A 25,733-nucleotide genomic window follows, 5' to 3' on the forward strand; every position below is an offset into this window, starting at 1 on the left:
GGAGGGCGGCCTGCGCTGCCCTCCTTCTGTGTGCATCATGCCCTTAAGGCTCGCCCAGCCCTTTAGAGCACGAACCAGCCCTTCTGCAGGTCGATCGCGCCTTTGAGCTTGATCACCGCTTCGGCAGCCTTGTCGCTGTCGGTGTTCAGGTAGACGTAAGTGTCCTTGCCCGCCTTTTCGTAGCGCACCTGTCCGGCTTTGGTGAAGTCGGTCTTGCCGATGAAGCTGAAGGCCTGATCGCCCTTCTTCTTCACATCCGCATCGATCAGCTTCAGGTCGAGGCGGTCGCCCTCCCGGCCTTTGAAATCGGTGATCGTGTCCGCCGTGCCTTTGCTGGTGCCGGTGTCCTTGGCACCGAAGGCAAACACGTCCTTGCCGGCGCCGCCGCTCAGGGTATCCTGTCCACCACCGCCGATGAGACGGTCGTTGCCGATGCCGCCCTCCACCTTGTCCTTGCCGGCGCCGGCATCCAGAACGTCATTGCCGCCGCCACCCGCGAGCGTGTCGGAACTCGCCCCGCCCGAGACCGTGTCGCTCCCGGTGGTGCCGGTCGTGTTCTCCTTGTCCACGTTCTGCAGGACGACGGTCAGGTCATAGGTGATGCTCTTGTTCAAAGCCTCATCGATCGCCTGGACCGTGATCCTATGGGTTGCGGCCTGCTCATAGTCGAGAAGAATGCCGTTCTTGACCACGATGGATTTTCCGTCGGCTCCGATCATGAAGCGGCCGCCGGCATCGTTGAGCAGCGCGTACTTGGTGTAGTTGCTGGCGGCATCCGGATTCGCCACCGTCAAGGTCCCGACTTGAGTACCCGCGGCGCTGTTCTCTGCGACTACCCCGTTGCTCATGCCAATTCCGGAGCCGTAATTGAGCACCTCGGCCAGGTTGAGGATCGTGCCGCCGAAGTTGAAGAACTCGGCGTCGATTACCGTGTCGGTGCCATCCGCGCCATTGCGTTGATCCGCAACTGTAAGAGTCGTTCCATTGATCGTAACGCGATAGTTGGACCGGTTTCCGCTGTAGATGATTGTGTCTGCTCCGGCACCGCCCTGAAGATCATCGTTTCCGGCACCGCCTCTGAGGAGATCGTTGCCTCCATCACCCCTCAGGCGATTGTTCAGATCGTTGCCATAGATGATATCGGCATGATCGGTGCCGCGGGCCCGCTTGATGTTGATGAGGGTGTCGACGCCTCCGGTGGCATCCAGCACCTGTCCCGCGGCGAGGTCGATCGTCATGCCGACCGTGCGGCCGGCGGCCCTCGCCTCGGAGCGGTAATCGACCTCCGCATTGCTGTCGAGGCTGCCCTCGAACGTATCGTTGCCGCCATGGCCGATAAAGCGGTAGTTGCCTGTGCCGCCTTTGAAGGAGTCGCCAAACTGCGATCCATGAACGGCATTGATGTTCGTGAAGGTGTCCTGGCCTCCGCTGCCGTCATCCGTCACCACGCCGGCCAGTGCCTGATTGTCGTCAAAATCGATGACGATACCGGCAGAGGCCGTGTTGCGGTAGGAGATGTCATTGAAGGCATCGGGATTGGGATCTCCGCCTCCTCCATCGATGGTGTCGTCACCGCCACCGACTTCGAAGTAGTCATCCCCGAAGCCTCCATTGACCGTATCGTTCCCAGCGCCGTCCTGAAGGGTATCGTTCCCCAATCCTCCGGTGATGGTATCGTTGCCATCGCCACCCTCGAGACGATCGTCACCGTCACGGCCGTCGATGATGTCGTTGCCTTTGTCACCACGCAGGCGGTTGTTGAGCCCGTTGCCACGCACGGTATCGTTCTGCTCCGTCCCGCGGACACGCTCGATCAGGGTCAATGTATCGGTGTTGCCGCTGAGATCGGTCACCGTGGCGGTATTCTGCGATCCGAGATCGACAGTGATGCCGGTCGTGATCCCCAGGACCCTTGCTTCGGTCCGATAATCGACCTCGTTGACGCCCTTGGTTCCGTCGAAGGTGTCGTTCCCTTTGTAGCCGACGAAGCGCTGGACACCATAAGTGTCTCCGCCACGGAACGTGTCCGCACCATTCGTGCCGAGAATTGCTTGGATGGCAGAGAAAGTATCGGTGCCGACAACACTGCCGCTACCATTCTTCTTCTGGACAGTTCCCGGCCCGCCATTGTCACCGAACTGAACCTCGATACTCCCAAAGCCGCTGTCGAAGTACCGGATCTCGTTCCAATTGAAGTCGGGGTTGTCGCCCTGGAATTCGCTCCCGCCGTAAATCGTATCGTTGCCGTTGCTGGCGAGGAAGTAATCCTCATCGGTCAGATTGCCGATGCCGCCGATCAGGAGATCGTTGCCGTTGCCGCCATCGAGGGTATCCCAGCCGGCAGCGCCTAGAAGCGTGTCGTTGCCTTCGTCACCCAAAAGGACATTGGCGCCATTATGACCAACAATGTGATCGTCGCCATCGTGGCCGTATGCCGTGACGACCTTGTTCACAATCCCCGGCGAAACAACGGATTCATTGATGTTGAAGGTGTCATCGCCGGCCGTTCCGCCGACGATGTAGCCGTCATTGTTGGGATCGCCATAAGCGATGATGCCGAAGGTTGCTCCGGTGAACTTCGCCGGGTCCTCGAAGTTGCCGCCGATCGAGATATTGATCGCATCGACATTGGTCAGCGTGTCGATTCCGTAACCTATGTTCCTTGCATCGACGGTCCAGGAACCATCCTGATTGCGGGTCGCGGTGACGAGGGTGTGGACGACTCCTCCGTCGGTCCGTGTGAATATGATCGTGTCCTCACCCTGATCTACGTCCAACGTGCCGTTCGTATCGGCCGGGAGGATATAGTTCATCGAATCGCCCCAGCCGGTGCCTCCGTTGACGGTGTCATTGCCGGCATCGGCTTCGACGTAATTGACGCCACCGCCTGCGTTGATGACGTCATTGCCGTCGCCGCCGTTCAGCCCGTTGTCGCCATTGTGCCCGGTGATCGTGTCGTTGCCGTCTCCGGCGAAGATGTTGACACTGTCTGTTTGCTTAAGGCCCACAATGAGATTGGCATTGATGGTGTTGTCCAGGAAGCCCCCATAGATATTGTAGCCCTGCTGATCCTGATGTTGATAAACCGATACGCCGATCTGGAGCCGGAAGCTGTCGTTCGGACGGCCGGGGAAGTAGAACAGCATCTCATCGACATTCGAGACGGTGTCGGTTCCGAGAGGCGAACCATCGCGCAGATCTTGGACTATAAATGTGGCGGTGGTCGATGTCGTCCGCGTGATACTGAAGATGTCGACAGGCTGCCCCCCGTCCGTCAGGGTGATGTAAGCCTCGGTCTCCGATACGACCCTGATTCCGAGTTCCCCCGGGATCGAGCCCAGGTTGTATGCCGCCCGATCGTTGGTATTGCTGGCTCCGCCTGTGCCGGCGCCGCCATAAATCGTATCGTTGCCGGCGCCGCCTTCCATGGTGTCGGCGAATCCTGCTCCGCCGATCAGAACATCATTGCCTGCGTCGCCCAAGAGAAGGTCGCGCCCATCGCCACCGTCAAGATTGTCATGGCCATTCCCGCCTTCGAGAGTGTCATCGCCATTGAGGCCGTTGAGTGCATCACTCCCGGCATCGCCGCGCAGGCGGTTGGAGCCATTGCTTCCGGTGATGGTGTCGTTGTTGCGTGTGCCGCGGATCCTCTCGATGCTGATGAGAGTATCCACGTCCCCATTCGCGCCAGCGACCGTGACGACGCCTTGAGCATTGACGCTCGACAGGTTGAGGTTGATACCCGCCTTTCCGGCGACCTCCGCAGTGTCGCTCCGGTAATCGACCTCGTCGTCTCCTGCGCCGCCGTCGAAGGTATCGTTGCCGCCGAAGCCGCGGAAGCGCTGATATCCTTCCGCGCCTTTGAAAGAATCGGCCTTGTCGGTGCCGTAGACGAATTCGACGTTTGTGAAGCTGTCGATCTCTCCCGCTCCACCAGCCACGATCCCTGAATGCGCAGAGTCGAAGGTGACCTGGATGCCGTTCGTGCGGGTTTCGAGGCCTCTGTAAGAGATCATGTCGAAGCCGTCGCCGCCATCGATGATATCATTGCCGAACCCGCCCCAGAACTCGTTGTCGTAGGCGTCGCCTGTTATGCGATCGTCGAAGGCTGTCGCATAAACACCGCCGATGCCGTTCAGGGTGTCAGTTTCGACCGTACCACCCTTCTCGATGGTCACCTTGCCTGCACTGTCTTCGTCGTCGCCATCGTCGAGATCCACGATGATCCCGATATCGCGATGCGAATAGTCGACATAATCGATTGTCGTGAAGTTGATGAAGTCGCTGTAACCGTTGATCGTGTCGTCGCCCGTGCCGCCAACGAAGCGGTCGTCGCCATTGCCTCCGTTCAGAACGGAGCCTCCGCCGAGAAGCAGGGAGAACACATCGTTCGGCGACGCCGTATCGGTGAGCCAAGCCTGCTCGAAGTCGGCTAGGGCCACATTGTCGACACCTGTGAACTCAGCGAGCACGGTCGCCCCATCGGCACCGTACAACCTGACGGTCTGGATCGTCGTGATCGTGCCCGAACCGCCGTCCGTTCCGATGACAACAATGGTGCGCGATGCAGATCCGGTCCCATAGGTGTAGGATTTTTCCGTCGCCGTCGGCTCCTCTTGCGTGATGCCGGTGCTGGGAAAGACGCTCGCGGGCGTAAGGCCGGACGCGGCGAGAATATCAAATGTAGCCATGGATTGCCCCTCTAGATCCGTCAGGTTGGTCTTCGGTCCAGTCGGGGGCTAACACAGCTTCCTACTTGCAGCCGAAGTTTATCGTTTGAAGAAATCTATTCAGAAGTTGGTACCACAAACAAGTACCTCCAAAGAGGAGTCCTTGCATGGTTTTGCAGTTCTAATCTGAGAGGCTATTCTGAGGATTGCACCTGCTCCAAGAAATAAAGGCCCAGAGGCTCTTCTTGTACGCATAACGCTGAAGTTTGTCTGGGTTAGAAGCGACAATGTTTTCTAATTATAAGTATGTTTAGAGAAAATCTAAAATGAATTGTTGCGTTATCACATAACATATAACGCTGAGATAATCTGTTGTGATTTTGAGCACATCAGTCAATGTGAGCATGGCTGTAATAAAAAGCATCCCTCAGCCAGGGAATACTTCCGGAGGACCCGATCATGAATGCTTCTACACTCAGCTTCAGGCTTGCCGTTCTGTTCGTCATCGCGGGGATGGCGATGGGGATCGGAATGGCTGCGACACAGAACCACGCCATCATGCCCGCCCATGCCCATCTCAACCTGCTGGGCTGGGTCTCCCTGTTCCTCTTCGGCATCTACTACGAGCGCCGCCCTGCGCTTGATGCGAGCAGGCTGGCAAGAATTCAGGTTGTCCTGTGGTCGCTCGGCACCGTTGTGCTGACGATCGCCGTTGCCGCCATTCATCTGGGCTACCCGGCGGCCGACCCGATCGCCGCGCTCTCCTCCCTTGCCGTGCTGGCTGCGATGATCCTGTTCGCCTACTTCGTCTTCCGTCCGGCACGGGACCTTGCTCCCGGCCCAGCGGTTCATCTGACGCCTGCCGAATAGGCGCGAGGCCCAGGGGCGGCCGCGGCCGCCCCGCCAACATTCCACGAGTGGAAAACTGTCGGATCTTTCTCGATCCGAAGGATGCGGCCACCCGAGGGCAGCTCGAAACGCAGGTTGGACCAACCGCGGCTCAGCCTCCGCGCAACAAAAAAGCCCCGCACATGGCGAGGCTTGCCTATCGAACCTTTGGCGCTCCCTAGGGGACTCGAACCCCTGTTTTCGCCGTGAGAGGGCGACGTCCTAGACCGCTAGACGAAGGGAGCTAGCAAGGTGGAGGCCGCTCGTATAACCACCCTTCTGATTTGCTTCAAGCCCTTTTGCCGAAAAAAGCGAGGGCGCGACGGAAATGAGGATGCGGTGAACGACGCGACCCGGCAGGAATGGATTGTGGATGAGGATGGCGCGGGCGAGCGGCTGGACCGGGTGCTCGCGCGGCTCCAGGGCAGCCTGTCGCGCAGCCGCCTGCAGGCGCTGATCCGCGACGGCCAGGTCACCCTCGACGGCGCGCCGGTCCTCGACCCGAACCGCAAGGTCCCCGGTGGCGCCCGCCTCGCGCTCACCGTCCCGCCTCCGGCACCGGCGGAGCCCGCGGGCGAGGCGATGGCTCTCGCCGTCGTCCACGAGGACGAGGACGTCATCGTCATCGACAAGCCGGCCGGCCTCGTGGTCCACCCGGCAGCGGGGCACGATTCCGGCACCCTCGTGAATGCGCTGATCGCCCATTGCGGCGAGAGCCTGTCCGGCATCGGCGGCGTGAAGCGGCCCGGCATCGTGCACCGGCTGGACAAGGACACCTCCGGCCTGCTCGTGGTAGCCAAGAACGATCTCGCCCATCAGGCGCTCGCGGCGCAGTTTGCCGATCACGGGCGAACGGGCCCCCTGGAGCGCGCCTATCTCGCCATCGCCTGGGGCGTGCCGGGGCGGCGGCGCGGAACCGTGGAGGCGGCGCTCGCCCGCTCCACGCACAACCGCGAGAAGATCGTCGTGGTGGGCGAGGATCGCGGACGCTACGCCATCACGCATTACGAGGTTCTGGAGGATCTGCCGCCCGCGCAGCCGCTGGCGAGCCTGGTGCGGTGCGAGCTGGAGACCGGACGCACCCACCAGATCCGGGTGCATATGGCCCATCTCGGGCACCCGCTCCTGGGCGATGCCGCCTATGGATCCGGATTCAAGACGAAGGCGAACCGCCTCTCGGCCGAGGCCAGGGAGGCCCTTTCCACCCTGAGCCGGCAGGCGCTGCATGCGGCCGTTCTCGGCTTCGAACATCCCCGAAGCGGCAAGCTCCTGCGTTTCGAGAGCCCGCTTCCGCCGGATATGGCGGCCCTTCTCATGGCCCTGCGCGGGGGCGTTTAAGCGTCAATCCGTCGCAAAATGAGGCCACGCTGGCACCCTTGCGGATTTGGAGCGTTCACCACGTCTTGAAGCCTGACGCCTCTATTCGGACAAGGCGGGACCGCTTATATAAGCAAGTTGGGCGGCCGGCCAGAGAGGGGGCCGCCTCAGGCTTGCCTCATGGTGAGGGAGCCAAAGGAGGAGAGACTATGGCTACAGCGCTTCCGGTGCTTGCCAACGAAGGGGGCCTTTCGCGCTATCTCGACGAGATTCGTCGCTTCCCCATGCTCGAGCCGCATGAGGAATACATGCTCGCCAAACGCTGGCGCGAGCATGGGGACCGCGAAGCAGCCCACAAGCTCGTCACATCCCACCTGCGCCTGGTCGCCAAGATCGCCATGGGCTACCGCGGCTATGGCCTGCCGATCAGCGAGGTGGTGTCGGAGGGCAATGTCGGCCTCATGCAGGCCGTCAAGCGCTTCGAGCCCGACAAGGGCTTCCGCCTCGCCACTTATGCCATGTGGTGGATCAAGGCGGCGATTCAAGAATACATCCTGCGGTCCTGGTCGCTCGTGAAGATGGGCACCACGGCGAACCAGAAGAAGCTGTTCTTCAACCTGCGCAAGGCCAAGGGCCGCATCTCCGCCCTGGAGGAAGGCGACCTGCGCCCGGACCAGGTGAAGCAGATCGCCACCCAGCTCGGCGTGACCGAGCAGGACGTGGTGGAGATGAACCGCCGCCTCGGCGGCGACGCGTCGCTCAACGCCCCCCTGCGGGACGAGGGCGAGGGCGGCGGCGAATGGCAGGACTGGCTCGTCGATCAGAGCCAGAGCCAGGAGCAGGTGCTTGTCGAGGAGGAGGAGGGCCAGAACCGGCTGAAGGCCCTGCGCAATGCGCTCTCCGTGCTCAACCCGCGCGAGCGCCGGATCTTCGAGGCACGCCGCCTCTCGGACGACCCGATCACCCTGGAGGAGCTCTCGACCGAGTTCGGCGTCTCCCGCGAGCGCGTCCGCCAGATCGAGGTGCGCGCCTTCGAGAAGGTGCAGGAGGCGGTCAAGAAGAACCTGACGCAGATCGAGACCTCGTCGGCCGAAGCCTGAGGCCTCAACGGCAAGCCCGACAAAAAAGCCGCGCCTCACGCGCGGCTTTTTGCTGTCCGAAACGCTCCCGCCCTACTGCCACTGGCTGAAGGCGTCGTTGATGATCTGCTCCCCCGAGCCTCCCTTCTCGAAGCTGAGGATCGCGCGCTGGCCCGAGGCCATGCGCACCGGCAGGTCGATCCAGTTGCGGCGCACGAAGAGCTGCGTATTGCGCGCCACGTCGCTCTGGAGGTTGGAGAGGCCGATCAGGAACAGGTTTTCGCGCACGGGGACGGGCAGGCCGGCCACGGGGGTGCCGCGGGCGGCCTCCTCGCTCTTGAACTGGAGCAGGCCCACATCCCGGATCACGCGGGCGGTGTCCCCCTCCCGGGTGGTGAAGGTGAGCTCGACGGTGTGGGAGGCCGGCAGCGTGGTGTCGAGGTTGCGCCGCAGCACCATCTTCATGGTCAGCCCCGCATCGGGAATCTCCACCTGGGCGATCACCGCGCGCTCGAGCGGCTGTCCCTGGCCCGGATTGACGTTCTCGAGACGCCACGTCACGCGGCCGACCTGGGCTTTCGGCGCCTGCGGGTTGGCCGGGTCCTCCTCGTAGAAGACGGCGCGCTGCGCCACGCCCGTCTCCTGCCGGGGAGCGGCGGGAGCCGAGGAGGCCGGCGGGGGAGCCTGACCGCCCACCCGCTCGTTGATCTTGGACTCGGCCGGGGCGGGCGGGGGCGCCTCCGCCACAGGCGTCTCGGGGGGCAGGTTCTCCGGCCTGTCGCGCCAGAGGAAGGCGAAGGCGGCGATGGCTGCGATGACGAGGGCCAGCACGGAGCCGAAGACGATCGTGCGCGTGCGGCCCCGGTTCTGCATGGCCGGATGGGGGCGGCTGTCGATCCTCGGGCGAGCCACGGCGGGCTCCGCATAGGCATCGCCCGGCTGGTCCTCCACGGCAGGAGCGGGAGCCCTCAGGCCGTGGACGGCGGCGCGGGAGGCATCGGCGGCAGGCTGGGTGGGCCGGTCGTCGGCGAGGGTGCTCGCGAAGGCCTCGGCATCGAACCCTGCAGGCGGCGGTGCATAATCCGCCTCGACCCGGACGATCGCCTCGTCGAGGGAGCGGATTTCCTGCTGGATCTCCGCCTCCGAGAGAGGAGGATCGAGGGAGCGCAGCTGGGCCGTCAGAGCCGTGCGGGCACGCTCGTAGACAGCCTGACGCCTGTCGGGGCTCTGCTCCGACAAGCCTTCGACGGCGCGGGCGATGAGAGGGTAATAATCTGCCATTTCTCTTCGCAATGGACCCGCTGAGGCCCCCTCGTCAACCCTCGAAGGGGTTCTTCATGAGGATTGTGTCGTCCCGTTCCGGCGAGGTGGAGAGCACCGCGACGGGCGCCCCGATCAGCTCCTCGATGCGGCGGACATATTTGATGGCCTGCGCCGGCAGATCCGCCCAGGAGCGGGCCCCCGCGGTCGAGCCGCTCCAGCCCTCGATCTCCTCGTAGATCGGCTCCACGCGTCCTTGCGCGCCCTGGCTCGCCGGGAAGTAGTCGATGGTCTCCCCGTCGAGCCTGTAGCCGACGCCGATCTTGATGGTCTCGAAGCCGTCGAAGATGTCGAGCTTGGTGAGCGCGATGCCGTCGATGCCCGATGTGCGCACCGTCTGGCGCACGAGGGTGGCGTCGAACCAGCCGCAGCGGCGCTTGCGGCCCGTGACCACGCCGAACTCCTTGCCCTTCTGGCCGATCAGCTCGCCGGTCTCGTCGAAGAGCTCGGTCGGGAACGGCCCCTCGCCCACGCGGGTGGTGTAGGCCTTGGCGATGCCGAGCACGTAGCCCACGCCCCCCGGGCCGAGGCCCGAGCCGGTCGCCGCCTGGCCCGCCACCGTGTTGGACGAGGTGACGAAGGGATAGGTGCCGTGATCGACGTCGAGCAGCGCCCCTTGCGCGCCCTCGAACAGGATGCGCTTGCCGGCGCGACGCTGTTCGTCGAGGAGGCGCCACACGGCATCCATGTAAGGCAGCACCTTGGGAGCGACGGAGGCCAGCTCCTCGTAGATCGCCTTCGGCTCGAACTCGTCGAGGCCGAATCCGCGGCGCAGCGCGTTGTGATGCGAGAGCAGCCGTTCGATCTTCTCAGGCAGCGCCGAGAGGTCGGCGAGATCCATGAGGCGGATGGCGCGGCGGCCGACCTTGTCCTCGTAGGCCGGACCGATGCCGCGCTTGGTGGTGCCGATCTTGGTGCCGGCGCTGCCGCTCTCCCGCAGGGCATCGAGCTCCCGGTGGATCGAGAGGATCAGCGTGGCGTTCTCGGCCACGCGCAGGTTCTCGCGGGAGATCGAGACGCCCTGCTCGGCGAGCCGCTCCACCTCGCCGGCGAGCGCGTGCGGATCGAGCACGACGCCGTTGCCGATGACCGAGAGCTTGTTCGGGCGCACGACGCCGGAAGGCAGGAGCGAGAGCTTGTAGACCTTGTCGCCGATCACGAGGGTATGGCCGGCATTGTGCCCGCCCTGGAAGCGCACGACCACATCCGCCTGCTCGGACAGCCAGTCGACGATCTTGCCCTTGCCCTCGTCGCCCCACTGGGCGCCCACGACAACCACGTTCGCCATCGCTTGAAACCCTCACATGAAAAAGCCCCGGCGCAAGGCCAGGGCTGGGTCAAAAACCTTGCAAACCCTCATGGTGGATCACGCGCCTCAGGTCAAGGCGGAATGAGCCCTGCACCCCCGCATCATAGGCATCCGAAAGGCGGGAATGTGGTTTTCCACTGCCGCGTCGAAGATCCAGCGCCTTCGGGCCCGCAGCGTGAGCTGCGAGCCGTCAGGGTTGCTCGAGGGTGGCGCTTGGGGCAGCCCGGCTCGATGGGGGATGGTGGTGAGTGTGAGAGCCAAGCTGCTCGTCACGCGCGGTTCTTTTCAGGCGGACCTGGAACAAGCCAGGATCGGCCTCCCGCGACCACAGGTGTGCGAGACCTGCGGCGGGACCGCGCCCCGTCCCGCATCTGCGACGCCTCGCGAGCGCGCCCCTCACCGGACGAGGATGAGCCATGATATAGCCCAGCTTAGAGCAACTGTCAAGAACAAAGTAAGAACATAAAAATACGCCTTCCCACGTCATCACCGGCCTTGTGCCGGTGATCTCGATGGTCTGAGGCGCATCGCTCTTCCAGTTGGGATGGCAGGGACAAGCCCGGCCATGACCGTGGAGGGATGACCCCACTCTATCGTGGATAGGGATGACGATAGGGAAGCGTCAAAGCCTCACGCCCGCCCGCGGGCACTCTTTTCCGTCCTGACCCGATGCTCGATGAAGTTGCGGATCTCGCGGGTGCGGCGGGCGGGCTCCAGAACCTCCGCGTCGATGCCGTGGCGCCAGGCGAGATCGAAGCGGGCCGGGTCCCGGTCGAGGGCCGCCAGATCCTCCGCATAGGCCAGGGCCTCCGCCTGCGTGCGGCAGAAACCTTCGCGCACGAGAATGTCGGCGCGGCGGCTCAGGATGGCGGCGAGCTCGCCGAGCGAGAATTCCGGGTGGTACTGCACGCCCCAGAACGTGCCGCCATCCTGGCGGATCTCCGCCGCCTGGACGGGAGAGACCGCATTGCTCGCCAGCACGGTGCAGTCCCCCGGCAGGGCCGTGACCATGTCGAGATGGATGGCGGGCGCGTCGTAGGCGGCAGGCCGCCCGTCGAGAAGAGGATGCGTCCTCCCGGCCTCCGTCGGCGTCAGCCTGCGGGCGATGCCGACCTCCCGGCCGAGCGGGTTCTGCCGCACGTCGCCGTCCGCCGCCACGGCCGCCACCTGCAGCCCCCAGCAGGAGCCGAAGGAGGGGGTGCGCGAGGCATAGATCGCCCGCATGAGGTCGATCTGGCGCAGGATCTCGGGGGTGCGGTCGTAGATGTTGAGATGGGAGCCGGTGAGCACGATCCCGTCATAGGATTCGAGCCCCGCCGCATCGGGAAGGTTCGCGCCCTCGTCCGTGGGAAAGGCGATGTCGCAGACGGCGTCCTGCGCGATGGCCTGGATCACCTCCGCATAGGACTCGGAGAGCGTCTTTCCATAGGCCTCCCTGTGGGCCTGCCTTGCGCCCCGCGTATTGCCCTCGACCACCAGAAACCTTAAGGCCATGCGTGTCACCCGCTTGCTGTCATGCCGGTTTAGCCGAAAGGCATGCGGCGGCAAGCGTCATGAGGTCCCGCCAGCCATGAAAATCCTGCATTCGTTCTGGAAAGGGCTGTGGGGGCAGGCTTACGTGCTCCTCACCCTCACCACGCTGATGTGGGGCGGCAATGCCATCGCGGGCCGGCTCGCCGTGGGCGAGGTCTCGCCCATGATGCTCACCTGCCTGCGCTGGGTGATCGTGGTCAGCGTGCTGCTGCCGCTGGTGGGGCGGCAGGTGGCAGCGGCATGGCCGCAGATCAGGGAGCGGTGGCTCTTCACGATCCTCATGGGGGCCTTCGGCTTCACCGGCTTCAACGCCCTCTTCTACGCGGCCGCGCATCACACGAGTGCCGTGAACCTCACGATCATCCAGGGATCGATCCCGGTTCTCGTGCTTCTGGGCACCGTCCTTTTGTTCAAGGCCCGCGTGATCCCCCTGCAGGTCATCGGCATGATCGTGACGATCCTGGGCGTGATCCTGGTCTCGGTGAAGGCCGATTTCGAGATCCTGCGGACGCTCGCGCTCAACATCGGCGATGTGTGGACGCTCGTCGCCTGCGTGTTCTATGCGGCCTACACGCTGGGCCTGCGCCACCGCCCGGCCCTTCCGGGACTGATCTTCTTCGCGGCCCTTGCGGCGGTGGCCTTCGCAACCTCCCTGCCGCTGCTCTGGATCGAGATCGTGCAAGGAGACGCGCAACTGCCGACGCTGAAGGGCTGGCTGATCCTGCTCTATGTGGGCCTCCTGCCCTCGCTGCTGTCGCAGGTGTTCTTCATGCGCGGAGTGGAGCTCATCGGCCCGGCGCGGGCCGGCCTCTTCGTCAATCTCGTGCCGGTCTTCGGCGCCCTGCTTGCGGTGGTGCTGCTGGGCGAGCCCTTCGCCCTCTATCACGCGCTGGGATTGGTGCTGGTTCTCGGCGGCATCTGGCTTGCGGAGAGGAAGCGGTAACCGAAACTCCTGCAGCCTCCAACTCGCCACGTCATGGCCGGGCTTGTCCCGGCCATCCCGATTGGAAGAGCGATGCGCCTCAGACCATCGAGATCACCGGCACAAGGCCGGTGATGACAAGGCGGGAGGTGCGTGACGATGAACGACTTCAGTCCGCGAACACAACCGTCTTGCGACCGTTGAGCAGGATGCGGTCCTCCAGGTGGTAGCGCACTGCGCGCGCCAGCACGCGGCGCTCGATGTCGCGGCCCTTGCGCACGAGATCCTCCGCGGAGTCGCGATGGGTGATCGGCTCCACGTCCTGCGCGATGATCGGGCCTTCGTCCAAGTCCGACGTCACGTAATGCGCGGTGGCGCCGATGAGCTTCACGCCGCGGGCATGGGCCTGATGGTAGGGCTTGGCGCCCTTGAAGCTCGGCAGGAACGAATGATGGATGTTGATGCAGCGCCCCGCGAGCTTTGCGGCGAGCCCGTCCGAGAGCACCTGCATGTAGCGCGCGAGCACCACGAGATCGGCCTGCGCGTTGCGGATGATCTCCCAGACCTGCGCCTCCTGCTCCAGCTTCGTGTCCTTCGTCACGGGCAGGTAGTGGAACGGGACGCGGCCCAGATCCACGTGGCTGTAGGTTTCGATGGGGTGGTTGGCGATGACGCCGACGGGCTCGAAGTCGAGCTCGCCGATGCGCCAGCGGTAGAGGAGATCCGCGAGGCAATGGTCGAACTTCGAGACCAGCAGCATGACGCGGCGCTTCTCGGCCTGGTCGCGCAGGGTCCAGGTCATGCCGAACCGCTGGGCGAGCGGAGAGAACCCGTCCTTGAGCGCGGCGATGTCGCCTTCCCCGGAAACGGGATTGAAGACGACGCGCATGAAGAACCGGTCCGTCTGCGTGTCGTCGTATTGCTGGGCGTCGAGGATGTTGAGACCCGCATCCGACAGATGCCCTGCCACGGCGGCCACGATACCAGGGCGGTTCGCGCAGGCGAGCGTCAGAACGAAGCGCTGCGGCAGGGGCGACGGCATGATGCTTTCCTCACAAGTCCTTTTAAAACCGCACCGCGCGGGCGCGCTTGACCTGCGGGATCTCCTCGATCCGGCGCAGGAGCTCGTCGGAAACCGGCTGATCGACCGAGACGAAGCAGATGGCGTCGCCGCCGGGCTTGTCGCGGCCCAGCGCGAAGGTCGCGACGTTCACGCCGGATTCCCCGAGCAGCGTGCCGAAGCGGCCGATGAACCCAGGCTTGTCGTCGTTCCTCACATAGATCATGTGCGGCGCGAATTCCGCATCCACCGCGATGTCGCGGATCTCGATGACCCGCGGCTTGCCGTCCTGGAACACGGTGCCGCCGGCATGGCGCGGCATGTCGTCCGCATCGACGACGATGCGGATGAAGCTCTCGTAGTCGCGCGCCGCGTTCTCGCGCTTGACCTCCTCCACCATGATGCCGCGCTCGCGGGCGACGACCGGCGCCGACACCATGTTGATGTCCTGCAGGAAGGGACGCAGCACGCCGGTCACGGCAGCGGAGGTGAGCGCACGGGTGTTCATCTCGGCCACCGCGCCCTCGTACTCGATGCGGATGCCCTTGATGGGGGCTTCCGTGAGCTGGCCGAGGAAGGAGCCGAGCTTTTCCGCGAGCGCCACGAAGGGCTTGAGGCGCGGCGCCTCTTCCGCCGTAATCGACGGGAAGTTCACGGCGTTCTGGATCGCACCCTGCAAGAGGTAGTCCGACATCTGCTCGGCCACCTGCAGCGCCACGTTCTCCTGCGCCTCCGTGGTGGCCGCGCCCAGGTGGGGCGTGCAGACCACGTTGGGATGGCCGAAGAGCGGGTTCTCCGTTGCAGGCTCCTCCGAGAACACGTCGAAGGCCGCTCCCGCCACATGGCCGGATTCGAGCGCCGCGCGCAGGGCCACCTCGTCGACCAAGCCGCCGCGGGCGCAGTTGATGATGCGCACGCCCTTCTTGGTCTTGGCGATGTTCTCGGCCGAGAGCACGTTCCTCGTCTTCTCGGTCATCGGCACGTGCAGCGTGATGATGTCGGCGCGGCGGAGCAGGTCGTCGAGCTCCACCTTCTCGACGCCGAGCTCAACGGCGCGCTCGGGCGACAGGAAGGGGTCGTAGGCGATCACCTTCATGCGCAGCCCGATGGCGCGATCGGCCACGATGGAGCCGATATTGCCGCAACCGATGACGCCGAGGGTCTTGCCCGTGAGTTCGACGCCCATGAAGCGGTTCTTCTCCCACTTGCCGGCCTGGGTGGAGGCATCGGCCTGCGGGATCTGGCGCGCCAGCGCGAACATCATGGCAATGGCATGCTCGGCGGTGGTGATGGAATTGCCGAAGGGCGTGTTCATGACGATGATGCCCTTCGCCGTGGCGGCGGGGATCTCGACATTGTCGACGCCGATGCCGGCGCGGCCGATGACCTTCAGGTTTCTGGCCTGTTCGAGAATCTTCGCCGTGACCTTGGTGGCGGAGCGGATGGCGAGGCCATCGTAGTCGCCGATGATCTGGGCGAGCTTCTCCTTGTCCTTGCCGAGGTCGGGCTGGAAATCGACCTCGATGCCGCGATCCTTGAAGATCTGCACGGCGGCGGGTGAGAGAGCATCGGAAATGAGAACGCGGGGTCGGGGCATGGGGCACCTCAGTTTGGCCGCCCCTTCACCCTCCCCTTGAGGGGGAGGGTCGGCTCGAAGAGCCGGGGTGGGGTGAACGGCGCTGTCGTTTTGAATAGTTGGCGTTAGGTCAGAGGGCAGTCGGTAAAGAGTGGCGTTGCCACCCCACCCCGCCGCCCTAGCGGGCGTCGACCCTCCCCCTCGGATCTCGGGTGTTCCCGAGATCCGCATCCTCAATGCGCAAGTCGGGAACACCCGACTTGCGTCGGGGAGGGTGAAGTTCAAGCCGCTTTCGCGAGCTTCGCCTTTTCCTGCGCGAAGGCCCAATCGAGCCAGGGCGTCAGGGCTTCGAGATCGGAGCGCTCGACCGTGGCGCCGCACCAGATGCGCAGGCCCGCCGGCGCATCGCGATAGGCGCCGATGTCGAAGGCGACGCCCTCCCTGTCGAGGGCGGACACGATCCCCTTGGCCACCTGCGCCACGGCTTCGGGGCCTTGTCCCACCACGTCCGGATCGGCGATCACGAGGCACACGCTGGTGTTGGAGGCTGTGGCCGGATCCTTGGCGAGGTTGGCGATCCAGGGTGTCTCCGCCACCCAGTCGTGGATGACCCTGGCGTTGGAATCCGCCTTGGCCACGAGGGCGTTCAGGCCGCCGATGGACTTCGCCCATTCCAGCGCATCGATGTAGTCCTCGACCGCGAGCATGGACGGGGTGTTGATGGTCTCGCCCTCGAAGATGCCCTCGATGAGCTTGCCGCCCTTGGTCATGCGGAAGATTTTTGGCAGCGGCCAGGCCGGCTTGTAGCTCTCGAGCCGCTCCACCGCGCGGGGCGAGAGGATGAGCATGCCGTGGGCCGCCTCGCCGCCCAGAACCTTCTGCCAGGAGAAGGTCACCACGTCGAGCTTGGCGAAGTCGAGCTTCTGGGCGAAGGCCGCCGAGGTGGCGTCGCAGATGGTCAGGCCCTCGCGGTCGGCCGCGATCCAGTCGGCGTTGGGCACGCGCACGCCGGAGGTGGTGCCGTTCCAGGTGAAGACCACGTCGCGGGTCTTGGTGTCGACCTGTGACAGGTCGGGAAGCTCGCCGTAGGGCGCGCTGATGACGCGGGCATCGGCAAGCTTGAGCTGCTTGACCACGTCCGTGACCCAGCCCTCGCCAAAACTTTCCCAGGCCAGCATGTCGACGGGGCGGGCGCCCAGCATCGACCACAGCACCATCTCCACGGCGCCGGTGTCGGAGGCGGGCACGATGCCGATGCGGTAATCGGCCGGCACATCGAGCACCTCGCGGGTGAGGTCGATGGCGAGCTTCAGGCGCGCCTTGCCGAGCTTGGCCCGGTGCGAGCGGCCGAGAGAGTCGGTTTTCAGGTTCTGGAGAGACCATCCGGGGCGCTTCGCGCAGGGGCCGGACGAAAAGAAGGGCGCGCGCGGACGCGCGGCGGGCAGGCTCGTCATGTGATCCATCCTTTCAGATGGGCGCCTCTCGGTGGGGAGAGGTGTCCCGCCGACCGGTATGACGGAGGCGGAGCGCGCGGTCAAGGCGACAATGGGCTGATCTGTCGTTGCGGCAGGAAGGCAGATTACGAAATCGTAATACAAAACATTGTGTTCACAGGGATCTCTTCGGATTAATTGGCATATATTGTGCTGTAAGAAATTCCGGCATTGAGAACGACAAAGACCGAAGGTCGAGGAGCGAGCATGCGTGTGTCCGGTCAACTCGCCGTCATAGCCTTGCTGGGGGCAGCGGGCTTCGGCGGCTGGTACGCCTACAAGGGCGGCCATTTGGCCAATGTGCCCGTGATCGGCGCCTATGTGAGCCAGCCTTCGGGCCAGCAGGCGGCCGCCCCGGGCGGCCGCGGGCGCGGCGGCCCGGCGGGCCCTGCGACGGTCGAGGTCGACACGGTCAGGACCGGGCGCATCGTCGAGACCCGGGAATCGGTGGGCACGGTGCGCGCCTTCGAGTCGATCACCGTCACCGCCAAGGTAGCCGGGATCATCAGCGAGATCGGCTTCGAGGAAGGCCAGAAGGTCAAGGCCGGCGACCTGCTGGTCCAGTTCGACGCAGCGGAGCGCCGCGCCGCCATCGAGCAGGCCAATGCGGAAGCCGCCCGCGCCGCCGCCCAGCGCAACGAGATCGCGATCAAGCTGGAGCGCGCCCAGGCCCTGCGCCGGACGGGCGCGGGCACGGAGGCGCAGGTGGAGGACCTGACCGCCCAGGTGAAGTCCCTCGAAGGCTCGATCGCTTCGGCCCAGGCCCAGCGCAAGGCCGCCGAGGCGCGGCTCGAGGAACTGACCATCCGCGCGCCCTTCGCCGGCCGCGTCGGCACCCGCTCCGTCTCGCTCGGCGCCTATGTGGCCCCGGGCACCCGCATCACCACCCTCGACGACCTGTCCAAGGTGCGCCTGGATTTCGCGGTGCCCGAAAACCTCCTCGGCCGGCTGCAGCCGGGCCAGACGGTGAATGCGATGTCCGCGGCCTATCGCGGCCGCACCTTCAAGGGCACGGTCTCGACCATCGACACCCGCGTGGACCAGACCACCCGCACCGTGCGGCTTACGGCGGATTTCGAGAACCCTGACGAGGCCCTCAAGCCCGGCATGTTCCTCTCCGTGGCGCTGGAGGTCTCCACCAAGGACGATGCCGTGGTGGTGCCGGAGGAGGCCATCGTCAGCGAGGGCCTGCGCCACATCGTCTATCCGGTGAAGGACAACAAGGTGGAGCGCCGCGTCATCGTCATCGGCCAGCGCCAGGGCGGCAAGGTCGAGGTGGTGGAGGGGCTCAAGGCCGGCGAGACCGTCGTGGTGCTGGGCGTGCAGCGCGTGCGGCCCGGGGCCGAGGTGATCGCCCGCCCCGTGGGCTCGGCGCCGCCCGCCTCCGCGGTGCCTGCCGCCAACCGGGAGCAGCCCTCCCGCTCCTCGCTGAACGTGCCGCAGGCCATCGGCAGCGCGCAGGCGGCGGAGCGCAAGTAATTCCATCTCCCGCTCCGGCGGGAGGTTTCGTTTTCAGGATTGGACCAGAGCCGAACCGTCATGCAGGTTTCAGACCTCTTCATCCGCCGTCCCGTCTTCGCCGTGGTGGTCAGCCTGCTGCTGATCGTGGGCGGCCTTGCCTCGCTCATGAACCTGCCGGTGCGCGAGTACCCGCAGGTCGACCGGCCCGTGGTGTCGGTGTCCACCGTCTATCGCGGCGCCTCGAACGAGGTGATCGAGAGTCGGGTGACGGAGATCGTGGAAGGCGCGGTGGCCGGCATCGAGGGCATTCGCCAGATCACCTCGCAGAGCCAGAACGACCGCTCGTCCGTGTCGATCGAGTTCGAGGTGAGCCGCGACCCGGAGGCCGCCACGTCGGACGTGCGCGATGCCGTGTCCCGCATCACCGGCCGCCTGCCGGACGGCGCCGACACGCCGGTGGTGCGCAAGGTCGACGCCAACGCCTCCGCCATCATGTGGATCGGCGTCACCTCCACGACCCTCGACGCCCTCGAACTCAGCGACTTCCTCAAGCGCGTCTATGTGGACCGCCTCTCCACGGTCCCCGGCGTCGCCAACGTCAACTTGAGCGGCGAGCGGCGCTTCGCCATGCGCGTCTGGGTGGACAGGCCGGCGCTCGCCGCCCGCGGCCTGACGGTCCAGGACCTCGAAACCGCCATCAAGCGCCAGAACGTGGAGCTGCCGGGGGGGCGCATCGAGTCGTCCCAGCGCGAGTTCACGGTCAAGACCGATTCCCGCCTCGCGACGCCGGAGCAGTTCAGGCAGGTGATCGTCAGCAGCAAGAACGGCTACCTGGTGCGCCTCGGCGAAGTGGCGCAGGTCGAGGTCGGCCCGGAGGATACGCGCTTCGAGTTCTACCAGTCGGGCGAGACCGCCATCGGCATGGGCGTCGTGCGCCAGTCGACCGCGAACACGCTGGCGGTGGTCGACGGCGTGCGCAAGGAGCTGGAGGAGCTCAAGGATTCCCTGCCGCCCGGCACCACGGCGGAAATCTCCTACGACGAGAGCCAGTTCATCCGCGCCTCGATCAACGGCGTGCTGCGCACGCTCATCGAGGGCGTGGCGCTCGTGATCCTGGTGATCCTGGTCTTCCTGCGCGACTGGCGCTCCACCATCGTGGCCATGGTGGCGATCCCGGTCTCCATCATCGCGGCCTGCATGGTCATGGCCTTCTTCGGCGCCTCCATCAACGTGCTGACCCTGCTCGCCGTGGTGCTCGCCATCGGCATCGTGGTGGACGACGCCATCGTGGAGATCGAGAACGTGCACCGGCGCATCGAGGAGGGTCAGCCGCCCCTGCTCGCCGCCTTCGACGGCGCGCGCGAGATCGGCTTCGCAGTGATCGCCACCACCGCCACCCTCATGGCGGTGTTCGTGCCGCTGGCCTTCATGACCGGCAACACCGGCAAGCTCTTCCGCGAGTTCGGCATCACGCTTGCCGCCTCCATCTTCTTCTCCGGCGTGGTGGCGCGCACGCTCACGCCGATGATGTGCTCGAAGCTGATGGTGCCGGCCCACGGCCGGATCCAGCGCATGACCGAGCCGCTCTTCGAGAAGATGAACAGCGGCTACCGCTGGCTCCTGTCCCAGGCCCTGAAGATCCCGGTCGTGATCCTTTTCATCGGCTTCCTGGTGTCGCTCTCCGCCTACGGCCTCTTCCAATCCCTGCCGAAGGAGTTTGCGCCCACCGAGGATCGCGGCGCCATCATCGTGCGCATCCAGGCTCCCGAGGGCGCGAGCCTCGACTACACCCGCGACCGGGTGAAGGAGATCGAGCGCGCGATCCTGCCCCTGCAGGAGCAGGGCCTCGTGGGCTCGACCCTGAGCCAGGTGGCACCGGGCTTCGCCCGCCCCTCCCCGGTCAACGAGGGCATGGTGATCGTGCGCCTGGTGCCCTGGGAGCAGCGCAACCAGAGCCAGCAGGACATCGTGCGCCAGCTGACCCCGAAGGTGTCGAACTTCCCCGGTGCGCGCGTGTCCGTGGTGAACCCTCCGGCCTTCGGCGGCGCCGGCGGCTTCGGCCAGCCGATCCAGTTCGTGCTCGGCGGCCCCGACTACGAGACCCTGCGCGGCTGGCGTGACACCGTCATGCAGAAGGCGCAGGAGACGGGCAAGTTCGTGAACCTCGACTCCAACTACCGCGAGTCGCAGCCGGACATCCGCGTCCAGATCGACCGTCAGCGCGCCGCAGATCTCGGCGTCTCGGTGGAGGATATCGGCCGCACGCTGCAGCTCATGTTCGGCGAGACGGAGGTCTCCACCTTCGTGAGCCGCGGCGACGAGTACCCGGTGATCATGCGCGCCCGCGCCGAGGATCGTGCGAGCCCGAACGATCTCACCAACACCTTCATCCGCGCCGCCAACGGCGAGCTCGTTCCCCTCTCCTCCTTCGTGACGCTGACGGAATCGGCGGCGCCGCAGGCGCTCAACCGGTTCGACCGCCTGCGCTCGATCACGATCCAGTCCTCGCTGGCGCCGGGCATCTCCATCGGCGAGGGGCTCGAGACGCTCCAGCAGATCGTGCGCGAGAACCTGCCGCCGGAGGTGCGCATCGGCTATACGGGCCAGTCGAGGGACTTCCTCGATTCCACCAATGCGATCTACGTGACCTTCGCCATGGCGCTGCTCGTGGTGTTCCTGGTGCTGGCGGCGCAGTTCGAGAGCTGGATCAACCCGTTCATCATCATGCTCACCGTGCCGCTCGCGGTCACGGGCGGCCTGCTCGCCCTGTTCGTCACGGGGCAGACGCTCAACATCTACAGCCAGATCGGCATGATCCTGCTGATCGGCCTGATGACCAAGAACGGCATCCTGATCGTCGAGTTCTCGAACCAGCTGCGCGAGCGCGGCTACGGCGTGCGCGAGGCGGTGCTCGAGGCCTCGGTGCTGCGCCTGCGGCCGATCCTGATGACCTCCATCGCCATGATCGGCGGCGCCGTTCCGCTCGCCTGGTCCACCGGCGCGGGCGCCGAGGCGCGCAACGCCATTGGCACGGTGATCGTGGGCGGCGTGACGGTCTCCACCATCCTCACCATGCTGGTGGTGCCCTCGATCTACCTGCTCATCGGCGGCTTCACCAAGCCTGCAACTTACGTGGGCGAGATGCTGGAGCGGCTGCGCGCCCAGACGGGCCAGCGCCCCCACGGCGAGGACCTGCCGCGCCACACCGCCCCGCAGCCTCCGGCTCATCCGGCCGAGTGAACCGGCTTCTTCCCTCCCCCCTTGCGGGGAGGGATTGAGGGTGGGGGTCGGGACGGTGGAGCGCGGCTCTCGATGACGCCCTCAGCGTCGTCACCGGCCTTGTGCCGGTGATCCCGATTGTTTGAAGCGCCTCACCTGTCCGTATCGGGATGGCCGGGACAGGCCCGGCCATGACGGGAAGGTCTCACCCGGCCACACCACCCCCACCCCTGCCCCTCCCCGCAAGGGGGAGGGAGGTATGGCAGAATGGAGAAAGCCCCGGCGATCATCTCGCCGGGGCTCTTGCTTAAAACTCTGGAGGGAAGCAGCGCTCTTACGCCGCGACCTTGGAGGCCGCCTGGCTCACGGCCTGCACCACGTCGTCCACCACGCGGTTGACGAGATCCTCGTTGTCGCCCTCGCCCATCACGCGGATGACCGGCTCGGTGCCGGAGGGACGGATCACCAGGCGCCCGGCGGCGCCGAGGCGCTCGCGCCCGGCCTCGATGGCCTGGATGACGGAGGCGTCCTGGAGCGGCTTGCCCGACTTGTAGCGCACGTTCTTGAGCACCTGCGGCAGGGGCTCGAAGCAGTGGCAGACCTCGGAGACCGGCTTGCCCATGCTCTTGACCACCGCGAGCAGCTGGAGGGCCGCCACGAGGCCGTCGCCCGTGGTGGTGTAGTCCGACATGATGATGTGGCCGGACTGCTCGCCGCCGAGGTTGAAGCCGTGGGCGCGCATGTGCTCGAGCACGTAGCGGTCGCCGACGGCGGTGCGCACCAGGTTGAGGCCCATCGCGTTCAGGTAGCGCTCGAAGCCGAGATTGGACATGACCGTGGCGACGATGCCCGGCTGCGCCAGGCGCCCGTCCTCCTTCCACGAGCGGGCGACCACCGCCATGAGCTGGTCGCCGTCGACCTTGTTGCCCTTCTCGTCGACGATGAGGACGCGGTCCGCGTCGCCGTCCAAAGCGATGCCCACGTCGGCCCGCATCTCGCGCACCTTGTTGACCAGGGCATCGGGCGCGGTCGAGCCGACGTCGTGGTTGATGTTGAAGCCGTTGGGCTCCACGCCGATGGAGATGACCTCGGCGCCGAGCTCCCACAGGGCCTCGGGAGCCACCTTGTAGCCGGCGCCGTTGGCGCAATCGACCACGACCCGCATGCCCTCCAAGTCGATCTGGCGCGGCAGGGTGCGCTTGGCGAACTCGATGTAGCGGGCATGGACGCTCTCGATGCGCTTGGCGCGGCCGAGGGTGGCGGAGCCGGAGAGGCGCTGCGTCAGGTCGGAATCGATCAGGGCCTCGATCTGGAGCTCCATGTCGTCGTTGAGCTTGAACCCGTCGGGGCCGAACAGCTTGATCCCGTTGTCCTCGTAGGGGTTGTGCGAGGCCGAGATCATGACGCCGAGGTCGCAGCGCATGGAGCGGGTGAGCATGGCGACCGCCGGGGTCGGGATGGGCCCCAGGAGCAGCACATCCATTCCCACCGAGGTGAAGCCGGCCTGAAGGGCGGATTCGATCATGTAGCCGGACAGCCGCGTATCCTTGCCGATGACGACCCGGTGGCGGTAGTCGCCGCGTTGCCGGAACATGACTCCAGCCGCCTGCCCCACCCGCAGGGCGAGATCCGGGGTGATGATGCCATTGGCGCGGCCGCGAATGCCGTCGGTCCCAAAGTATTTACGCACGTGCTTTGTCTCCGCATTCCGTTGCGCCGATGCGCGCTTTTGCTTTTTCAAAGCAACCTCCCCCACTTCGGTCAAGGCATGGAGGCCGATCCGCGCATCACAAGTGATAAGCGATTGTTACAAACCTTCCGCCTAGCTCATGTGTAGTATTAGTACTTCAGGGTAAACAAAAAAGAACGCCCGCTGATAAAGCGGGCGTTCCTGGATTTCACAACTACTGGCGCTTTTAGGCCTGCGGCTGGGGCTCCATGCCGCCATCGCTCTCCCGGGGACGGCCGGGACGGGTGGTCGGGACGGCGGAGCCGCGGGTCGGGGTGACCGGGTCGCCGGCGTCCCGCACCGGGGGCTGGCCGTCGAGGAGGTTGCGGATCTCCTCGCCGGTGAGGGTCTCGTATTCCAGAAGGCCCCGGGCCAGGGTCTCCAGATCGTGCTGCTTCTCGGTGAGGATGCGGCGGGCGTCGTTCAGCCCGCCCTCCACGAGGCGGCGCACCTCCGAGTCGATCTTCTGGGCGGTGGCTTCCGAGATGTTCTGCTGGCGGCCCACCGACATGCCCAGGAAGACCTCGTCCTGGTTCTCGCCGTAGGCGACGGTGCCGAGCTCGGGCGAGAAGCCCCAGCGGGTCACCATCATGCGGGCCAGGCGCGTCGCCTGCTCGATGTCGGACTGGGCGCCGGAGGTGACCTTCTCCTTGCCGAAGATCATCTCCTCGGCGATGCGCCCGCCCATCATGATCGCAAGCCGCGAGGTCATCTGCTCGTAGCTCATGGACAGCTTGTCCCGCTCAGGCAGCTGCATGACCATGCCGAGCGCGCGGCCGCGCGGAATGATGGTGGCCTTGTGCACGGGGTCCGTGGCCGGAACGTTGAGCGCCACGACGGCGTGGCCGGCCTCGTGATAGGCGGTCAGGCGCTTCTCGTCGTCGGTCATGACGAGGGTGCGGCGCTCGGCGCCCATCATCACCTTGTCCTTGGCGTCCTCGAACTCGCGCATGGTGACGATGCGCTTGCCGCGCCGGGCGGCCAGCAGCGCCGCCTCGTTGACGAGGTTCATCAGGTCCGCGCCCGAGAAGCCGGGGGTGCCGCGGGCGATCACCTTCAGGTCCACGTCGGGAGCGAGCGGGACTTTCCGCACATGGACGCGGAGAATCTTCTCGCGGCCGACCACGTCGGGGTTCGGCACCACGATCTGGCGGTCGAAGCGGCCCGGGCGCAGGAGCGCCGGGTCGAGCACGTCGGGGCGGTTGGTGGCCGCGATGATGATCACGCCCTCGTTGGCCTCGAAGCCGTCCATCTCGACCAGCAGCTGGTTAAGGGTCTGCTCGCGCTCGTCGTTGCCGCCGCCGAGACCGGCGCCGCGGTGACGGCCGACCGCGTCGATCTCGTCGATGAAGATGATGCAGGGGGCGTTCTTCTTCGCCTGCTCGAACATGTCGCGCACGCGGGAGGCGCCCACGCCCACGAACATCTCGACGAAGTCGGAGCCCGAGATGGTGAAGAACGGCACGTTGGCCTCGCCTGCCACCGCGCGGGCGGTGAGGGTCTTACCGGTGCCGGGAGGGCCGACGAGCAGCACGCCGCGGGGGATGCGGCCCCCTAAGCGCTGGAACTTCTGCGGATCGCGCAGGAACTCCACGACCTCCTGCAGGTCCTCCTTGGCCTCGTCGATGCCGGCGACGTCGTCGAAGGTCACGCGGCCATGGGCCTCCGTGAGCAGCTTCGCCTTCGACTTGCCGAAGCCCATGGCCCGGCCGGCGCCGCTCTGCATCTGGCGCGACAGGAACACCCAGGCGCCGATGAAGAGCGCGATGGGCAGGATGTTCATGAGAACCGCGATGAACCAGGGGGTCGAATCGGATTGCGGACGGGCCGTGATCTGCACGCCCTTCTGCTGCAGCTTCGTGACCAGCATGGGGTCGCTCGGCGCATAGCTCGTGAAGGTGCGGCCGTCCGTGTAGGTGCCGCTGATCTCGGGCCCGGAGATCACGACGCTGGAGATGCGCCCGGCATCGGCGTCGCTCAGAAGCTGGCTGTAGGCGATGTCGCTGCCGCCGCCCCGCTGGCCGGGGCTCTGGAAGAGGGTGACGAGCGCCAGCACCAGGAGGAAGATGACGACCCACAAGGCGAAGTTGCGGAAATTTGAATTCATTGGATCAGGTTCTGCCCCAGAGGGAGATGAGCGTGAGGAGATCTCCCCGC

Annotated in this window: 16 protein-coding genes, 1 tRNA gene and 1 pseudogene; 7 read left to right on the plus strand and 11 right to left on the minus strand. The window is 65.5% G+C overall.

The window, feature by feature from the left end:
- Nucleotides 1-62: 62 nt before the first annotated feature.
- On the minus strand, nucleotides 63-3,674 hold the full coding sequence (locus GR303_RS25175; RefSeq protein ID WP_343232011.1) for a beta strand repeat-containing protein: 3,612 nt from the start codon (nucleotides 3,672-3,674) through the stop codon (nucleotides 63-65).
- A gap of 33 nt (nucleotides 3,675-3,707) precedes the next feature.
- On the opposite strand from GR303_RS25175, the gene GR303_RS24785 reads away from it, so the two are divergent.
- On the plus strand, nucleotides 3,708-3,950 hold the full coding sequence (locus GR303_RS24785; protein WP_246726449.1) for a hypothetical protein: 243 nt from the start codon (nucleotides 3,708-3,710) through the stop codon (nucleotides 3,948-3,950).
- Here GR303_RS24785 and GR303_RS25475 read toward each other — a convergent pair.
- Nucleotides 3,834-4,691 (minus strand): annotated as a pseudogene (locus tag GR303_RS25475) (hypothetical protein); the annotation flags it as partial. The gene GR303_RS24785 and the pseudogene GR303_RS25475 overlap by 117 nt on opposite strands.
- 438 nt (nucleotides 4,692-5,129) lie before the next feature.
- Here GR303_RS25475 and GR303_RS15405 point away from each other — a divergent pair.
- Nucleotides 5,130-5,540: a hypothetical protein gene (locus GR303_RS15405; protein WP_161725431.1), complete on the plus strand. Its 411-nt coding sequence runs from the start codon at nucleotides 5,130-5,132 to the stop codon at nucleotides 5,538-5,540.
- A gap of 187 nt (nucleotides 5,541-5,727) precedes the next feature.
- Here the strand turns inward: GR303_RS15405 and GR303_RS15410 are convergent.
- Nucleotides 5,728-5,803, minus strand: a tRNA-Glu gene (locus GR303_RS15410).
- A gap of 94 nt (nucleotides 5,804-5,897) precedes the next feature.
- Here GR303_RS15410 and GR303_RS15415 point away from each other — a divergent pair.
- Together GR303_RS15415 and rpoH are read left to right on the plus strand one after the other, a co-directional pair.
- Nucleotides 5,898-6,896: an RluA family pseudouridine synthase gene (locus tag GR303_RS15415; RefSeq protein ID WP_161725432.1), complete on the plus strand. Its 999-nt coding sequence runs from the start codon at nucleotides 5,898-5,900 to the stop codon at nucleotides 6,894-6,896.
- 188 nt (nucleotides 6,897-7,084) lie between these two features.
- Nucleotides 7,085-7,975: an RNA polymerase sigma factor RpoH gene (rpoH, locus tag GR303_RS15420; RefSeq protein WP_161725433.1), complete on the plus strand. Its 891-nt coding sequence runs from the start codon at nucleotides 7,085-7,087 to the stop codon at nucleotides 7,973-7,975.
- Nucleotides 7,976-8,047: 72 nt separating this feature from the next.
- On the opposite strand, the gene GR303_RS15425 is transcribed toward rpoH, so the two are convergent.
- From GR303_RS15425 to GR303_RS15435, 3 genes are all read right to left on the minus strand, one after another.
- Nucleotides 8,048-9,235: a histidine kinase gene (locus GR303_RS15425; protein ID WP_161725435.1), complete on the minus strand. Its 1,188-nt coding sequence runs from the start codon at nucleotides 9,233-9,235 to the stop codon at nucleotides 8,048-8,050.
- A gap of 34 nt (nucleotides 9,236-9,269) precedes the next feature.
- On the minus strand, nucleotides 9,270-10,562 hold the full coding sequence (locus GR303_RS15430; protein WP_161725436.1) for an adenylosuccinate synthase: 1,293 nt from the start codon (nucleotides 10,560-10,562) through the stop codon (nucleotides 9,270-9,272).
- 651 nt (nucleotides 10,563-11,213) lie between these two features.
- Entirely contained in the window at nucleotides 11,214-12,077 is an 864-nt protein-coding gene (locus GR303_RS15435) for a type 1 glutamine amidotransferase (RefSeq protein WP_161725438.1), read from the minus strand.
- Nucleotides 12,078-12,153: 76 nt separating this feature from the next.
- Here GR303_RS15435 and GR303_RS15440 point away from each other — a divergent pair, with 76 nt between their 5' ends.
- The gene (locus GR303_RS15440) at nucleotides 12,154-13,059 is read left to right on the plus strand and encodes a DMT family transporter (RefSeq protein WP_161725439.1); all 906 of its coding nucleotides are present in this window, start codon (nucleotides 12,154-12,156) and stop codon (nucleotides 13,057-13,059) included.
- A 148-nt stretch (nucleotides 13,060-13,207) separates the two neighbouring features.
- On the opposite strand, the gene purU is transcribed toward GR303_RS15440, so the two are convergent.
- The 3 genes from purU to GR303_RS15455 all read right to left on the minus strand — a co-directional run bounded on the left by purU (nucleotide 13,208) and on the right by GR303_RS15455 (nucleotide 17,128).
- Nucleotides 13,208-14,080: a formyltetrahydrofolate deformylase gene (gene purU, locus GR303_RS15445; protein WP_161725441.1), complete on the minus strand. Its 873-nt coding sequence runs from the start codon at nucleotides 14,078-14,080 to the stop codon at nucleotides 13,208-13,210.
- 22 nt (nucleotides 14,081-14,102) lie between these two features.
- Nucleotides 14,103-15,695, minus strand: a complete 1,593-nt coding sequence (gene serA / locus GR303_RS15450) for a phosphoglycerate dehydrogenase (protein WP_161725442.1) — start codon at nucleotides 15,693-15,695, stop codon at nucleotides 14,103-14,105.
- 260 nt (nucleotides 15,696-15,955) lie between these two features.
- Nucleotides 15,956-17,128 carry a phosphoserine transaminase gene (locus GR303_RS15455; RefSeq protein WP_161725444.1) on the minus strand — a complete coding sequence of 391 codons (1,173 nt, stop codon included), beginning with the start codon at nucleotides 17,126-17,128 and terminating at the stop codon, nucleotides 15,956-15,958.
- 246 nt (nucleotides 17,129-17,374) lie between these two features.
- Between GR303_RS15455 and GR303_RS15460 the strand changes: the two genes are divergently transcribed.
- Nucleotides 17,375-18,646 carry an efflux RND transporter periplasmic adaptor subunit gene (locus GR303_RS15460; protein ID WP_161725445.1) on the plus strand — a complete coding sequence of 424 codons (1,272 nt, stop codon included), beginning with the start codon at nucleotides 17,375-17,377 and terminating at the stop codon, nucleotides 18,644-18,646.
- A 60-nt stretch (nucleotides 18,647-18,706) separates the two neighbouring features.
- Nucleotides 18,707-21,868, plus strand: a complete 3,162-nt coding sequence (locus GR303_RS15465) for an efflux RND transporter permease subunit (RefSeq protein WP_161725446.1) — start codon at nucleotides 18,707-18,709, stop codon at nucleotides 21,866-21,868.
- 313 nt (nucleotides 21,869-22,181) lie between these two features.
- Here the strand turns inward: GR303_RS15465 and glmM are convergent, their stop codons facing one another.
- Nucleotides 22,182-23,537 (minus strand): phosphoglucosamine mutase, encoded by a 1,356-nt coding sequence (gene glmM / locus GR303_RS15470; protein WP_161725448.1) that lies wholly within the window; start codon nucleotides 23,535-23,537, stop codon nucleotides 22,182-22,184.
- Nucleotides 23,538-23,763: 226 nt separating this feature from the next.
- The gene (gene ftsH / locus GR303_RS15475) at nucleotides 23,764-25,683 is read right to left on the minus strand and encodes an ATP-dependent zinc metalloprotease FtsH (protein WP_161725449.1); all 1,920 of its coding nucleotides are present in this window, start codon (nucleotides 25,681-25,683) and stop codon (nucleotides 23,764-23,766) included.
- Nucleotides 25,684-25,733: the final 50 nt, after the last annotated feature.

Source organism: Microvirga arsenatis (genome assembly GCF_009910705.1).
In the GTDB taxonomy this organism is placed as follows: domain Bacteria; phylum Pseudomonadota; class Alphaproteobacteria; order Rhizobiales; family Beijerinckiaceae; genus Microvirga; species Microvirga arsenatis.

Excerpts from the sequence above, each read along its gene's own strand:
- GR303_RS15425 (WP_161725435.1), bottom strand. The coding sequence starts at position 9,235 with ATGGCAGATTATTACCCTCTCATCGCCCGCGCCGTCGAAGGCTTGTCG.
- GR303_RS15435 (WP_161725438.1), bottom strand. The coding sequence starts at position 12,077 with ATGGCCTTAAGGTTTCTGGTGGTCGAGGGCAATACGCGGGGCGCAAGG.
- GR303_RS15455 (WP_161725444.1), bottom strand. The coding sequence starts at position 17,128 with ATGACGAGCCTGCCCGCCGCGCGTCCGCGCGCGCCCTTCTTTTCGTCC.
- GR303_RS15440 (WP_161725439.1), top strand. The coding sequence starts at position 12,154 with ATGAAAATCCTGCATTCGTTCTGGAAAGGGCTGTGGGGGCAGGCTTAC.
- GR303_RS15405 (WP_161725431.1), top strand. The coding sequence starts at position 5,130 with ATGAATGCTTCTACACTCAGCTTCAGGCTTGCCGTTCTGTTCGTCATC.
- purU (WP_161725441.1), bottom strand. The coding sequence starts at position 14,080 with ATGCCGTCGCCCCTGCCGCAGCGCTTCGTTCTGACGCTCGCCTGCGCG.
- ftsH (WP_161725449.1), bottom strand. The coding sequence starts at position 25,683 with ATGAATTCAAATTTCCGCAACTTCGCCTTGTGGGTCGTCATCTTCCTC.
- GR303_RS15430 (WP_161725436.1), bottom strand. The coding sequence starts at position 10,562 with ATGGCGAACGTGGTTGTCGTGGGCGCCCAGTGGGGCGACGAGGGCAAG.
- GR303_RS15465 (WP_161725446.1), top strand. The coding sequence starts at position 18,707 with ATGCAGGTTTCAGACCTCTTCATCCGCCGTCCCGTCTTCGCCGTGGTG.
- rpoH (WP_161725433.1), top strand. The coding sequence starts at position 7,085 with ATGGCTACAGCGCTTCCGGTGCTTGCCAACGAAGGGGGCCTTTCGCGC.
- GR303_RS15460 (WP_161725445.1), top strand. The coding sequence starts at position 17,375 with ATGCGTGTGTCCGGTCAACTCGCCGTCATAGCCTTGCTGGGGGCAGCG.
- serA (WP_161725442.1), bottom strand. The coding sequence starts at position 15,695 with ATGCCCCGACCCCGCGTTCTCATTTCCGATGCTCTCTCACCCGCCGCC.